The organism is Rhizobium rosettiformans, from assembly GCF_016806065.1.
In the GTDB taxonomy this organism is placed as follows: Bacteria; Pseudomonadota; Alphaproteobacteria; order Rhizobiales; family Rhizobiaceae; genus Allorhizobium.
The window spans coordinates 2,849,849-2,862,676 of record NZ_CP032405.1 but is presented as its reverse complement, the minus strand read 5'-3'; the positions used below and the strand labels follow the sequence as shown (position 1 = coordinate 2,862,676).

Annotated in this window: 12 protein-coding genes; 7 read left to right on the top strand and 5 right to left on the bottom strand. The window is 62.5% G+C overall.

Translation table 11 applies throughout. The annotated features are described in order from the left end of the window. Positions 1-1,608, top strand: coding sequence for an ABC transporter ATP-binding protein (locus tag D4A92_RS13950; protein ID WP_203014203.1), 1,608 nt, complete (start codon positions 1-3; stop codon positions 1,606-1,608). A gap of 36 nt (positions 1,609-1,644) precedes the next feature. On the opposite strand, the gene D4A92_RS13945 is transcribed toward D4A92_RS13950, so the two are convergent. Then, entirely contained in the window at positions 1,645-2,562 is a 918-nt protein-coding gene (locus D4A92_RS13945) for a diacylglycerol/lipid kinase family protein (RefSeq protein WP_203014200.1), read from the bottom strand. A gap of 248 nt (positions 2,563-2,810) precedes the next feature. On the opposite strand from D4A92_RS13945, the gene D4A92_RS13940 reads away from it, so the two are divergent. Together D4A92_RS13940 and D4A92_RS13935 are read left to right on the top strand one after the other, a co-directional pair. Beyond that, positions 2,811-4,037: an MFS transporter gene (locus D4A92_RS13940; RefSeq protein ID WP_203014198.1), complete on the top strand. Its 1,227-nt coding sequence runs from the start codon at positions 2,811-2,813 to the stop codon at positions 4,035-4,037. A 194-nt stretch (positions 4,038-4,231) separates the two neighbouring features. Beyond that, a complete protein-coding gene (locus D4A92_RS13935; protein ID WP_203014195.1) occupies positions 4,232-5,254 on the top strand; it encodes a zinc-binding alcohol dehydrogenase family protein in 1,023 nt (340 codons plus the stop codon). Between the two features lie 48 nt (positions 5,255-5,302). On the opposite strand, the gene D4A92_RS13930 is transcribed toward D4A92_RS13935, so the two are convergent. Then, complete coding sequence (locus tag D4A92_RS13930; protein WP_203019972.1) at positions 5,303-5,776, bottom strand: Lrp/AsnC family transcriptional regulator; 474 nt, start codon at positions 5,774-5,776, stop codon at positions 5,303-5,305. A gap of 129 nt (positions 5,777-5,905) precedes the next feature. Here D4A92_RS13930 and D4A92_RS13925 point away from each other — a divergent pair, with 129 nt between their 5' ends. After that, entirely contained in the window at positions 5,906-6,820 is a 915-nt protein-coding gene (locus D4A92_RS13925; protein ID WP_203014192.1) for a DMT family transporter, read from the top strand. A gap of 9 nt (positions 6,821-6,829) precedes the next feature. On the opposite strand, the gene D4A92_RS13920 is transcribed toward D4A92_RS13925, so the two are convergent. The 3 genes from D4A92_RS13920 to D4A92_RS13910 all read right to left on the bottom strand — a co-directional run bounded on the left by D4A92_RS13920 (position 6,830) and on the right by D4A92_RS13910 (position 10,074). Beyond that, the gene (locus tag D4A92_RS13920) at positions 6,830-7,237 is read right to left on the bottom strand and encodes a winged helix-turn-helix transcriptional regulator (protein WP_203014189.1); all 408 of its coding nucleotides are present in this window, start codon (positions 7,235-7,237) and stop codon (positions 6,830-6,832) included. A gap of 305 nt (positions 7,238-7,542) precedes the next feature. Beyond that, a complete protein-coding gene (locus D4A92_RS13915; RefSeq protein ID WP_203014186.1) occupies positions 7,543-8,157 on the bottom strand; it encodes a L,D-transpeptidase in 615 nt (204 codons plus the stop codon). 252 nt (positions 8,158-8,409) lie between these two features. Continuing rightward, a complete protein-coding gene (locus D4A92_RS13910; RefSeq protein ID WP_203014183.1) occupies positions 8,410-10,074 on the bottom strand; it encodes an electron transfer flavoprotein-ubiquinone oxidoreductase in 1,665 nt (554 codons plus the stop codon). 39 nt (positions 10,075-10,113) lie between these two features. Between D4A92_RS13910 and D4A92_RS13905 the strand changes: the two genes are divergently transcribed. The 3 genes from D4A92_RS13905 (at position 10,114) to D4A92_RS13895 (ending at position 12,805) form a co-directional block, all read left to right on the top strand. Further along, positions 10,114-10,344 carry a hypothetical protein gene (locus tag D4A92_RS13905; RefSeq protein WP_203014180.1) on the top strand — a complete coding sequence of 77 codons (231 nt, stop codon included), beginning with the start codon at positions 10,114-10,116 and terminating at the stop codon, positions 10,342-10,344. Between the two features lie 56 nt (positions 10,345-10,400). Next, a complete protein-coding gene (locus D4A92_RS13900) occupies positions 10,401-11,312 on the top strand; it encodes an NAD(P)-dependent oxidoreductase (protein WP_203014178.1) in 912 nt (303 codons plus the stop codon). 89 nt (positions 11,313-11,401) lie between these two features. Continuing rightward, positions 11,402-12,805 carry an FAD-binding oxidoreductase gene (locus tag D4A92_RS13895; RefSeq protein WP_203014175.1) on the top strand — a complete coding sequence of 468 codons (1,404 nt, stop codon included), beginning with the start codon at positions 11,402-11,404 and terminating at the stop codon, positions 12,803-12,805. Positions 12,806-12,828: the final 23 nt, after the last annotated feature.

Sequence of the window (12,828 nt, the reverse complement as noted above, 5' to 3'; positions counted from 1 at the left end):
ATGGACGACAAGACAAACAATGAAACCGTGCTCGACGTTTCCAACCTCAAGGTGACCTTCGCGACACCCGATGGCACCGTGGAAGCGGTCAAGGGCATCAGCTTTTCGGTGAAGAAGGGCGAAACGCTTGCCATCGTCGGCGAAAGCGGCTCCGGCAAGAGCCAGACCATGATGGGTATCATGGGACTGCTCGCAAAGAACGGCGATGTCACAGGCGAGGCCGTCTATGGCGGACGCAACATCGTCGGCCTGCCGATCGGCGAGCTGAACAAGGTGCGCGGCGCGAAGATCACCATGATCTTCCAGGAGCCGATGACCTCGCTCGACCCGCTCTACCGGATCGGCAAGCAGATCGCCGAACCGCTGATCCATCATCGCGGCATGAGCAAGACGGAAGCGCGCGCTCGCGTGCTGGAACTCTTGAAGCTCGTCGGCATTCCCGACCCGGAGCGCCGCATCGACAGCTATCCGCACGAGATGTCCGGCGGCCAGCGCCAGCGCGTGATGATCGCGATGGCCTTGGCCAACGAGCCTGATGTCCTGATTGCCGACGAGCCGACCACTGCGCTCGACGTCACCATCCAGGCGCAGATCCTCGATCTGCTCGCCGACCTGCAGAAGCGCTTCGGCATGGCGATCGTGCTGATCACCCATGACCTTGGCGTGGTCAAACATGTGGCCGACCGTGTCGCCGTTATGCGCAAGGGCGAAATCGTCGAGACGGGCAGCCGCGATGCGATCTTCGGCAACGCCCAGCATGACTATACGAAGATGCTGCTGGCTGCAGAACCGACCGGCACAAAGCCGCCGCCGGCGGATGATGCCCCAGTGGTTCTGGAAGGCCGTGATGTCACTGTCGATTTTGACATCGGCAGCGGTGGTTTCCTGCGCCCGAACCGTACCTTCCGGGCCGTCGACCAGGTCAGCGTCCGGCTCCGCCAGGGCCAGACCATCGGCATCGTCGGGGAGTCAGGATCTGGCAAGTCGACGCTCGGACGGGCGCTTTTGAAGCTGCTCGCAGCCGATGGCGCCTTCCGCTTCGAGACGGCGGATATCTCGAACCTCGACCGGGCTGGCATGCGCCCCTTCCGCAAGCAGCTGCAGCTGGTGTTTCAGGACCCCTATGGCTCCCTCTCGCCGCGCCAGACGGTTGGCGAGATCATCACCGAGGGCCTCTACGTGCACGAGCCGCAGCTCAGCCGGGCCGAGCGGGACGCACGCGCCATCGCCGCACTGAAGGAAGTCGGCCTCGATCCGGCGGCGCGCAATCGTTATCCGCACGAATTCTCGGGCGGCCAGCGGCAGCGTATCGCAATCGCGCGCTCGATGATCCTGAAGCCGAAGGTTGTCATCCTCGACGAGCCGACATCGGCACTCGATCGCTCGGTGCAGCGTCAGGTGATCGAACTCTTGCGTGACCTGCAGGATAAACACGGCCTGTCCTACGTCTTCATCAGCCACGACCTGTCGGTCATCCGCGCGATGTCGGACCATGTCATCGTGATGAAGAACGGCAAAATCGTCGAGCAGGGGGCGACCGAGACGATCTTCGATCATCCGCAGGAAGACTATACCCGTGATCTGATCGCGGCTGCCTTCAGCCACTGAGACGACGGCGCCCGGGCTATTCCGGGCGCCCTTCCCTTACGCTACCGGCTGCGGTTGGGGGACGAGGACCTTCAACTCGCCGGCATGGATCTTGATTTCGACGTCGGCCGGCATGCGCAGCAGTTCGCCGTCCAGAACGCAGGCCGCGCCTTTGCGATGTTTTGGGAAATGCAGCCGCACCATGTCGGCGGTCGACGCCGTCACCGCGTCATTGTCCTTGAACTTGCCCCTGATGATGTCGAAGGCGAGGAGCCCGACGCCGGTCGGCTCGAGAGGTGCTGCGAGATAGACACCCAGCTTGCCGGTATCGACCCGATCGGCGAAGAACAACGAGTTGTCGCCCAGCGGATTGTTGGAAACGGAGATCGCCGAGACCGGTCGTTCGTCGCTCTTGCCATCGCCGTTCATATCAAAGACGACATCGAAACGCGGCGGGTCGAGCATGACGCCGAAAGCGGCACTGGTGCTTGCCCGCATCTTGCCGAGGCGCGAGGCGAAGTTCATCTGGTTGCGCATACGCACCATGCGGGCGTGCAGGCCTGCGGAAAACTGGTGGACGAAGGGCCGGCCATTGGCCGTTGCGATGTCAACATCGGCAATCTCGGCATTGGCGAGCACATCCAGGACCTTCCAGATGTCGAGCGGCAATTTCAGCGAGCGCGCGAAAAGGTTCATCGTGCCGGCGGGGATGACGCCGAGAGGCAGTCCCGACTTCCACGCGATGCCAGCTGCCGTCGAGATGGTACCATCACCGCCGCCGGCGATGACGGCGTCGATCCCGGGCGCTTCGGCAGCTTTTTCCAGCGCTTCGACGATCTCGTCGCCACCGACAATAGTGCAGTCCAGCTCATGCCCCTTCGCGGCAAAGGCGCGGTTCGCGCTTTCGCAATAGGTCTGCATGTCGGTGGTCTTGAAGGTGCCGCCGTCGCGATTGAGTACCGCCTTGATTTTCATGTCGCCCTTTCGCGGCCTAGAAAAGCCCGAAGCGCAAAACGCTCCGACCTGTGAAAAGTTTCCTTGGAGCACAGATCGACAGCGTTTGAGCCATTTTCAAGGTGGGCGCGGAAAGCCTTTGCCGCAGCGCACACCGATATGATAAATAACAATTCCCATTTCAGCCGGCCTCAGGGCCTTTCTTCCATCGCCGCTTCCTGAAGAAGCTTTTGCGCCACGCATCCCGCGCCGGCGCGCAAGGTGTTTGCATGACCGATTGTTCGACCCTGGCCCGCCCGCTCGATTCAGATGGGCGTGCGCCGCAAACGCTGACAGCCAGCACCATCCTGCTGATCGAACTGGCGCTCGCCGCCGGCGGCTTCGGAATCGGCACGGGGGAATTCGTCATCATGGGCCTTCTGCCCGAGGTCGCAGAGAGCTATGGGGTAACGGTGCCGCAGGCAGGCCATGTAATCAGCGCCTATGCGCTGGGCGTCGTCATCGGCGCACCGATCATTGCAGCACTTGCCGCCAAGCTTCCGCGCAAAACGCTGCTTCTCATGCTGATGGGCCTCTTCGCTGTCGGCAACTTCGCCAGTGCGCTCGCCACCGAATTCTCGACCTTCACCCTGCTGCGCTTCGTCACAGGCCTGCCGCATGGCGCCTATTTCGGTGTGGCGGCGCTGGTGGCGGCCTCCATGGCGCCGCCGAACCGTCGTGTGCGCGCCGTGGGCCGCGTCATGCTGGGCCTCACCATCGCCACACTCATCGGCACGCCGATCGCGACCTTCCTCGGCCAGTTGATGAGCTGGCGGGCCGCCTTCTTCCTGGTGGCAGCGATTGCGGCGCTCACCGTTGCCCTGATCGCGCTCTATCTGCCGAAGGACGAAGTCGCGGAAGGTGCCAGCATCCGCCGCGAACTCTCGGCCTTTGGGCGCCTCCAGGTCTGGCTGTCCTTCGGAGTCGCTGCCGTCGGCTTCGGCGGCATGTTTGCGATCTTCAGCTATATCGCCAAGACCGTGACCGACACTGCCGGCCTCCCGGCCAGCATGGTGGCCGTGGTTCTTGCCCTCTTCGGTATCGGCATGAATGTCGGCAATATCGTCGGCAGCCGGATGGCCGACTATTCACTGAAGGGGACGATCGGCGGCATGCTCGCCTTCAATATCGTGCTGATGGCGGTCTTTTCGCTCACCGCACACAATCCGATCATGCTGTGCATCTGCGTCTTCCTCACCGGCTGCGGCTTTGCCGCCTGCCCGGCCGTGCAGACCCGTCTCATGGATGTGGCAGCCGACGCGCAGACGCTCGCCGCCGCCACCAATCATTCCGCCTTCAACATTGCCAATGCGCTGGGCGCCTGGCTCGGCGGAATGGTGATTGCCGCCGGCTATGGCTACGCCGCCACCGGCTATGTCGGATCGGTGCTCTCGGCCTTCGGCCTGATCATCTTCCTGATTTCCGTTGCTTTGGAAAAGAGGCCGTCGCGCAGTTGAGGCGGTCTGCAGGGTCCACTCGAGGGGGCAGCCGGGAAATTGCTGGCCATCCAGGCACGAGGGCGTGACATGGACGGCATCCTCAAGTGAACCGAGGTTGATGTCTGTGCCTACAGACAGAAAATGTGCATTCTTGCAGAACTCCAATCTATGCCCTTAATGGGTAGCGTTCTAACGCCAGACAGGATTTCTCCATGCGCGCCATCGGATTCCACACGCCCCAGCCCATCACCTCGGAGACGGCACTTGTCGATCTCGAGCAACCCGTGCCGGAGGCGGCAGGTCACGATCTCCTCGTCGAAATCAAGGCCGTCTCGGTCAATCCCGTCGATACCAAGGTTCGCCGCAACCAGACGCCGCCGGCCGGCGAAGCCCGGATCCTGGGCTATGATGCGGCGGGTGTGGTCAAGGCCGTCGGTCCGGATGTCAGCCTCTTCAAGCCAGGAGACGAAGTCTACTACGCCGGCGCGATCAATCGTCCGGGAACCAATGCCGAATATCATCTCGTTGATGAGCGGATCGTGGGCCTGAAACCAAAGACGCTCTCCTTCGCGCAAGCCGCCGCCCTGCCGCTGACGGCCATCACCGCTTACGAGGCGCTGTTCGACAGACTGAAGGTGAGCGATCCCGTCCTTGGCGCCGGACGGTCGATCCTGATCACGGGCGGTGCCGGCGGCGTCGGCTCGATTGCCATCCAGCTTGCCAAGGAACTGACCGACCTTACCGTCATCGCCACCGCCTCGCGTCCGGAGACGGCGGACTGGGCGAAGTCTCTCGGTGCCGATCACGTCATCGACCACAGCAAGCCGCTCGCCCAGGAATTTGTCTCGCTCGGCATCGACCCGCCGGGTCTCATCTTCTCGGTGACCCATAGTGGCCAGCATCGGCTGGCGATGGCCGAGATCATCGCGCCGATGGGCCGCATCTGCCTGATCGACGACTTTCCCGAAGGCTTCGACATCCTGGCCTTCAAGCAGAAGGTCGTGTCCCTGCACTGGGAGTTCATGTTCTCCCGGCCGGTCTTCCAGACGCCTGACATGATCGAGCAGCACAAGCTGTTGACGCATGTTGCCGAACTCATCGACGCGGGAAAAATCCGAACGACGCTCGATACCGTGCTCGGGCCGATCACGGCAGAAAACCTGCGCGAGGCGCACAGGCTAATCGAGAGCAACCGTACGCGCGGCAAGATCGTGCTGGAGGGTTTTCCGGCCTGAGCCAGTTCTTGTCGGCCGCCGTCACTGCGGCGGCCACCTCTTCCGCGATCAGGTGAGAACCGGGAGCTTCAGCGGCGCGCCTGTCTTGACGCTCCTGATGGCAAAATTTGACCGGATGTCGGTCACGTTGGGCAAGACGAGCAGCTTCTCCGTGAGCAAGGCCTCGTAAGCCGAGAGATTTTCAACGACGACTTCTGCCAGGAAATCGGACTCGCCCGAGATCATGTAGCAGGCAACGACTTCGGGAATGTCGAGCAAGGCCTCGTGCAGTGCATCGGCATTCTCGCGCGTGTGGCGCGCCACCTTGAAGGCGACGAAGACCGTGAGTTCAAGCCCGAGCATCCGACGGTCGAGATCGGCACGATAGCCGCGGATGATCCCGCTTTCTTCCATGAGCCTGATACGTCTGAGGCAAGGCGATTGCGAGAGGCCGACCTTGTCGGCAATCTCGACATTGGTGGTGCGTGCGTCATCCTGCAGAAGCTTGAGGATGGCGTGATCGAACTTGTCGAGCTTTGGCAGCAATTGAAACTCCAGCGCATCTTTTTGGCATATTCTGCCAAATTGCTAACCGTGGGGCGTGCATTGCGCAAGGACACGTCAGAGCGAACGGCATAAGATTGGACGCAAGCATCATCTTCTGGAGCACCCATGTCCGCCGTCGGCACCACTCCCCTTCCCGGCTCCGGCCGCTCAGCGCTGGGTGCATTGTCGGCGCTGTCCGTCGTACTCATCTGGGCGTCGTGGCTGGTTTCCACACGCCATAGCGTCGGCGCCGGGCTTGGCCCCCTCGACCTCAGTCTTCTGCGTTATGGTATTCCGGCGCTCGTGCTGGCCCCGGTCTGGTGGCGTACCGGGTTGTTTCCCAAGGGCGCCATGGGACCACTCGGCCTGATGATTCTCGGCTCCGGCGCGCCCTTCTTTCAGATCGTTGCCTTCGGCATGCGCCATACACCGGCCTCGGCCGCCGGCGTTTTGCTGCCGGGGCTGATGCCGCTTGCGGTCGCAGTCATCGGGATGGCATTCCTCGGCGAACGACCCGACAGATGGCGCAAGGCAGGCATGGTTGCGATCCTCGCAGGCGGCGGCATTCTGCTCGCGGGCAATCTGGGGAGCGACGGGCTCGGCTGGATCAGCTTCACCATCCTTCCCATCGGCGCGACGCTCTGGGCCGTCTATACCCATTCCTTCCGCCGCAGCGGACTCGATGCCTTCGAGGGCGCCGCGCTGATCTGCATCTGGTCGACCATCCTCAATCTTGCCGCACTGCCCTTCGTCGGCACGCAGTTCCTGACGGCACCTTTGGGGGAAATCGCGCTGCAATCCGTCACACAGGGCCTGCTGTCGGGCTTGGTCGCGACGTTGCTCTATGGAACGGCGGTTCGCGCGCTTGGCGGAACCCAGGCTGCCGCCTATACGGCGATTACGCCGGTGGCTGCGGCCACTGGCGGTGCCGTGCTGCTTGCGGAGCCGCTCGGCATCTCGGTCCTGGTTGCGGCTGTCGTCACCGGGCTCGGCGTGCTGCTATCGACCGGCCTCTTGTCCCGACGCCCACCCACAGGCTGACGGCCGGGATCAGGCAGCGGAGCGCATGATGGCGGCACTACCGGTCGGGCTCTCACTCGGCTTCAGCGCCGCATCCTCGACCGCCACGAGGTTCTCCTGGCCCCAGCGCCCAATCGCCTGAAGCACCGGCTCAAGGCTGCGCCCGAGCGGGGTCAGGGAATAATCCACGCGCGGCGGCACGACCGGATAGACGGTGCGGGCGACGAGACCGGCGACCTCCATGTCGCGCAACTGCTTCGACAACATGCGATGAGTAATCGATGGCAGGCGCTTCACCAGTTCGTTGAAGCGCAGCACTTCGTCCTTGAGGAGATGGTGGAGGATCACGCCCTTCCATTTGCCGTCGAGCAGCTGCAGGGTCGCCTCGATCTGGCAACCACCCAGGTCCGACAAGCCGGCGTTCGTATCGCGAGCCATTCAAAATCCCTTCTCAAATCTTCGACGCAGCGGTACCCGGCACGTCTGTTCCCACTTAGTCCTGATCGGTCGGCGAAAAAAGCCTCCGGCCGACCGGAATTGGTCGACACAGCGTCAACAGGACATTCGACGCATCCGCGCGCCGAAAAGTTTCACTGCGGGGAGATTGGGGCGAAGGCTTGGAGCCTCAAGTGCGATGGCAGACTCGTGACTGCGTGTGACAAGACAGGGCAAATTGATCACAGCAAAGTGGCGCTGATCGAAGAACCAGCGCCACAATAAAGACGGGAAGTTCTAAGCGCCGATCAGGCCTGAATCACCACGACCTTGCTGCCGACATCGACGCGGGCATAGAGATCGATTACGTCGTGGTTCATCATGCGGACGCAGCCAGAAGACATGGCCTGGCCGATCGACCAGGGCTGGTTGGTGCCATGAATGCGGAACATGGTGTCGTTGCCGCCACGATAGAGATACATGGCCCGGGCGCCGAGGGGATTGTTCGGGCCGCCGGGCACGCCGCCTGCATATTTCAGGTTCCGCTCGGGATCACGGCGGATCATGTTGGGGGTCGGCGTCCAGCTCGGCCATTCAGCCTTGCGACCGACATAGGCGTTGCCGGAAAGAGCAAGGCCCGCGCGACCGACGCCGATGCCGTAGCGCATGGCCCGACCATTGCCCATCACGTGATAGAGCCTGCGCTCGGGCGTATTGACCACGATTGTTCCTGGAGCGTGCGGCGTCTCGTAAGCCACTTCCTGACGACGGAGCTCGGGCTTGATCTTCTCGATCGGCACCTTCTTCAGCGGATACGGCTCGTTCGGCACGTCGCCATAAAGGGCCTGCTGGTTGGGAACGGACTGGCAGCCGGCGATGAAGAGCGGCAGGCCAAACAGGAGACCGCGGCGGGAAATGGTCATGTTTCAGGCGTCCTCGGGATTACGATTCGTTGCCGAGGAGCCTAGGAATTTATGGTTAATGCCGGGTTAAATCTGAAGGGGCTCGTTAAGATCGATGGCGAAGATGGGGCGGAGGTTGGTGGCGACACGGCTCCGCAACGCAAAAAAAGGGCGGCCTCTCGACCGCCCTTTCAATCCTCACATGTTCGGATAGACCGGCCCTTCGCCGCCAATTTGTCAGCGGCGGTCCGTGCGGGCTTGCCTCCCGAACATTTACATGTTCGGATAGACCGGCCCTTCGCCGCCTTGTGGCGGCACCCAGTTGATGTTCTGGTTCGGGTCCTTGATGTCGCAGGTCTTGCAGTGGACGCAGTTCTGGGCGTTGATGACGAAGGTTTCCTCGCCGTCCTTTTCCACCCATTCATAGACGCCCGCCGGACAGTAACGGGTCGACGGACCGGCATAGACGCCGAGCTCGGAGCGCTTCTGCAGGTCCATATCCCTAACCTTGAGGTGGACCGGCTGGTCTTCCTCGTGATTGGTGTTGGAGAGGAACACCGAAGAGAGGCGATCGAAGGTCAACACACCATCCGGCTTCGGATAGGCGATCGGCTTGTGGTTTGCCGCCGGCTCCAGGGATTCCGCATCGGTCTTGCCGTGCTTCAGCGTGCCGAAGAAGGAGAAGCCGAGGAGCTGGTTCATCCACATGTCGATGCCACCGAGGCCGACGCCGAGCGCGGTGCCGAGCTTCGACCAGAGCGGCTTGACGTTGCGCACGCGCTTCAGATCCTTGCCGATGTCGGTCGAGCGCCATTCGTTCTCAATCTCGATCGGCTCGTCATTGGCGCGACCCGCGGCAATTGCGTCCGCGATCTTCTCGGCCGCCAGCATGCCCGAGAGCACGGCATTGTGGCTGCCCTTGATGCGGGGAACGTTGACGAGACCGGCGGAACAGCCGATCAGCGCGCCGCCGGGGAAGGAGAGCTTTGGCACCGACTGGTAACCGCCTTCGGTGATCGCACGGGCGCCGTAGGACAGGCGCTTGCCGCCTTCGAAGGTCTTGGCGATGGCGGGATGGGTCTTGAAACGCTGGAACTCCTCGAAGGGGTAGAGATAGGGGTTCTTGTAGTTCAGGTGCACGACGAAGCCGACGGCGACCATGTTGTCTTCGAGGTGATAGAGGAAGGAGCCGCCACCGGTCTTCATGCCGAGCGGCCAGCCGAAGGAATGCTGGACCAGACCCGGCTTGTGGTGCTCGGGCTTGACCTGCCAGAGTTCCTTCAGGCCGATGCCGAACTTCTGCACGTCGCTTTCGCGCGAGAGATCATACTTGGCGATCAGCTGCTTGGCGAGCGAACCGCGTACACCTTCCGAGATCAGCACATATTTGCCAAGCAGCTCCATGCCGCGGGTATAGGCCGGGCCTGGCTCGCCGTTTTTCTCGATGCCCATGTCGCCGGTCGCAACGCCGATGACCGCGCCCTCGTCGTTATAGAGCACTTCGGCTGCGGCAAAGCCCGGATAGATCTCGACGCCGAGCGCTTCTGCATGAGCGCCCAGCCAACGACAGACATTGCCGAGCGAGACGATGTAATTGCCGTGATTGTTCATCAGCGGCGGCATCAGCATGTTGGGAAGGCGAATTGAACCGGCCGGACCGAGGAAGAGGAACTGGTCGTCGGTGACTTCCGTCTTGAATGGGTGATCGGCTTCCTCGCGCCAGCCGGGGATCAGCCGGTCGATGCCTACAGGATCGACCACGGCACCGGAGAGAATATGTGCGCCGACTTCCGCACCCTTTTCGAGCACGACAACGGTCAGATCCGGATTGACCTGTTTCAGACGGATCGCAGCCGACAGACCTGCGGGGCCTGCGCCCACGATCACGACGTCGAATTCCATGCTTTCGCGTTCAGGCAGTTCCATCTCGGTGCTCATCGGTCATTCCTCGCCAGGCGGTGCGTTCCGCCCTCCTCCTTGACAAAACCCAACCGGATTGTCGAGCCGAAGCGCGACGCGCCGAGGCGCAAATTCCGGCAGGGCGGTGTGAAGCAGAAGAATATCTTACGTGAACGTAAGGGTCAATGCGACGGTTTCGCCGCGGTCACGCTGCTCCTCGTTGGCCGCGCCTCGCTTGTCACCAACGAAAAGTGCAGCAGCGTGTTCCGCCTGCGTCAAATCTCGTCGCAGGCCAAAATCTGCCTTTGAACGCTTCCGCGCTTTGTCGCAGTCTGGCGACAAACGCCAGCGGGGGACAAGACGACATGGCACTCACATATGGTTTCATCGGGCTCGGGCATCTTGGCCGTCATCTCGCCGGCAGTCTCGTCAGGGCCGGCTTCACCGTGGTGGTCAACGACCTCGATCCCGACAATGCCAAGGAGCTGGTGGCAGCCGGCGCCCGGTTTGCAGCCGATCCTCAAGCTGTGGCCGAAATCGCGGATGCCGTCATCACCTGCCTGCCCTCGCCCAAGGTCAGCGAACGCGTTCTGACAGGCGAGCGCGGCATTCTGAAAGGTCTGAAGTCCGGCGCCACCTGGATCGAAATGAGCACCCTCGACGAGCAGGAGGTCCTGCGTCTCGGCAAGATCGCGGCCGATGCCGGCGTGAGAATGCTCGAAGCCCCCGTCACCGGCGGCGTGCATCTGGCAGCCTCCGGAGAGATCACCGTCATCATTGGCGGCGACGAAGACCTTTACGATCAGCACCTGCCGGCCTTCCAGGCGATGGGCAAGCGGATTTTCCGCGCCGGTCCGCTCGGCAAGGCAGCCGTGATCAAGGTGATCACCAACATGCTCGCCTTCATCCACCTGATCGCCACAGGCGAGGCGCTGATGCTGGCGAAAAAGGGCGGCATCGATCTCACCGATGCCTTCAACATCATCAAGGCCTCCTCGGGCAACAGTTTCGTGCACGAGACCGAGGGCCAGGTGATCCTGAACGGCAGCTACAACATCAATTTCACCATGGATCTCGCGGTGAAGGATCTCGGCTTTGCGCTCGGCTTCGGCCGCGAATTCGGCGTTCCGCTCGACCTCGCTTCCCATGCGATGCAGACCTTCATCCGTGCCCGTTCGGCCTATGGCGGCGACGCCTGGTCGTCGCAAGTGGTGAAGCTCCTGGAAGACGCTGTCGGCAGCGATCTTCGGGCATCCGGCTTCCCGGCCGAGCTTTGAGCGGCTGGAGAGGTCTGGATTGGCAGCTTAACGACTTGCGGTCACCGGATTTTCAAGCGAAGAAGCCGCGAACAGTACAGGCTTGCACCATGTCTTCGCACCGGACCCTCTCGCCGCTCGACATCACCTCAGCACTTGACGGCCTGCATCCGGACCTCCGGATCCTCAGCCCCGAGGCACTTGTCGGTCGCCATCCCGGAGAAGATCCGGCGAACCTTGATGCCGGCGTGATGGCACAGCCCGGCTCGACGGAAGCGGCAGCGGCACTCGTATCCTGGTGCAGGGCAAACCGCGTTGCGATCGTGCCGCAAGGCGGGGTCAGCGGACTTGTCGGCGGCAGCGTTTCCCATGCGGGTGAAATCATCCTGTCCGGCGCCCGGCTCAACCGGGTGCTCGCCATTCATCCGGACGAGGAAACGGTGGAAGTGGAGGCCGGCGTCACGCTTGAAGCCCTGCAAGCGGCACTGGAACCGCATGGGCTGACCACTGGCATCGATCTCGGCTCGCGTGGTTCAGCAACGATCGGGGGAATGGCTGCGACCAATGCCGGCGGCATTCTCGCCTTCCGCAATGGCGTGATGCGCCATCAGATCCTCGGTGTGGAAGCCGTCCTTCCCTCGGGCGAAGTCTTCTCCGACATGACCAGGGTGGTGAAGGTGTCGGCGGGGCCGGATCTGAAACAGTTGCTGATCGGCAGCGAAGGTGCCTTCGGTTTCGTCACGCGGCTCGTGCTGAAGGTCGAGCCGATCCGCCCGCATCGTGCCGTGGCGCTCCTCGGCGTGCCCGATGCGAGCCGCGGGTTGCGGGTCGCTGCGCGGCTGCGGCGCCATGGGGCACTCCAGCTGGAAGCCGCCGAAATGATGTGGCCGCGTTATGTGCGCGATCACGCAGCGCTGAAGCGCTTCGACCTGTCCTGGCTGGAGAAGGATGCGCCGGTGCTGCTGCTGGAGGTCTCAGGCGAGACTGCAGAGGCTGCAACCACGCTTCTCGAGGCAGAACTCGCCGAGATCTGGGAGGAGGCAGAACTTCAGGGCGGGATCGTCGCCCAGTCCTCCGATCAGGCGCGCCGCTTCTGGGATATTCGCGAGGATTCGGGCTTCTACTTCGCCGCGTTTCCGAATGCGCCATCCTTCGACGTTTCGATGCCGCCCTCCGCATTGGACGGCTATGTCGCCGGACTGACGGATCGTCTCAACGCGATCGGCGATGGCCTCGAAGCCTATGTCTACGGCCATATTGCCGACGGCAACCTGCATATCGCGATCGCCGCTACCGGGCCCCTGCCCTCTGAGCTGAAGACGGCCGTCGAGGCGGCGGTCTATGATGGCATCCGCACCTCGGGCGGCAGCTTCTCCGCCGAACACGGTGTTGGCCTCGAAAAGCGCGCCGCCTATCTCGCCCATGTCGATCCGGTGAAACAGGCGCTTGCGCGTCAGATCAAGACCATGCTCGACCCCGACGCCCTGTTCAATCCGGGCAAGGTGCCGTTCTGAAACCGGTTGATCCGCAGATCGCA

Excerpts from the sequence above, each read along its gene's own strand:
- D4A92_RS13950 (WP_203014203.1), top strand. The coding sequence starts at position 1 with ATGGACGACAAGACAAACAATGAAACCGTGCTCGACGTTTCCAACCTC.
- D4A92_RS13945 (WP_203014200.1), bottom strand. The coding sequence starts at position 2,562 with ATGAAAATCAAGGCGGTACTCAATCGCGACGGCGGCACCTTCAAGACC.
- D4A92_RS13940 (WP_203014198.1), top strand. The coding sequence starts at position 2,811 with ATGACCGATTGTTCGACCCTGGCCCGCCCGCTCGATTCAGATGGGCGT.
- D4A92_RS13935 (WP_203014195.1), top strand. The coding sequence starts at position 4,232 with ATGCGCGCCATCGGATTCCACACGCCCCAGCCCATCACCTCGGAGACG.
- D4A92_RS13925 (WP_203014192.1), top strand. The coding sequence starts at position 5,906 with ATGTCCGCCGTCGGCACCACTCCCCTTCCCGGCTCCGGCCGCTCAGCG.
- D4A92_RS13920 (WP_203014189.1), bottom strand. The coding sequence starts at position 7,237 with ATGGCTCGCGATACGAACGCCGGCTTGTCGGACCTGGGTGGTTGCCAG.
- D4A92_RS13915 (WP_203014186.1), bottom strand. The coding sequence starts at position 8,157 with ATGACCATTTCCCGCCGCGGTCTCCTGTTTGGCCTGCCGCTCTTCATC.
- D4A92_RS13910 (WP_203014183.1), bottom strand. The coding sequence starts at position 10,074 with ATGAGCACCGAGATGGAACTGCCTGAACGCGAAAGCATGGAATTCGAC.
- D4A92_RS13900 (WP_203014178.1), top strand. The coding sequence starts at position 10,401 with ATGGCACTCACATATGGTTTCATCGGGCTCGGGCATCTTGGCCGTCAT.
- D4A92_RS13895 (WP_203014175.1), top strand. The coding sequence starts at position 11,402 with ATGTCTTCGCACCGGACCCTCTCGCCGCTCGACATCACCTCAGCACTT.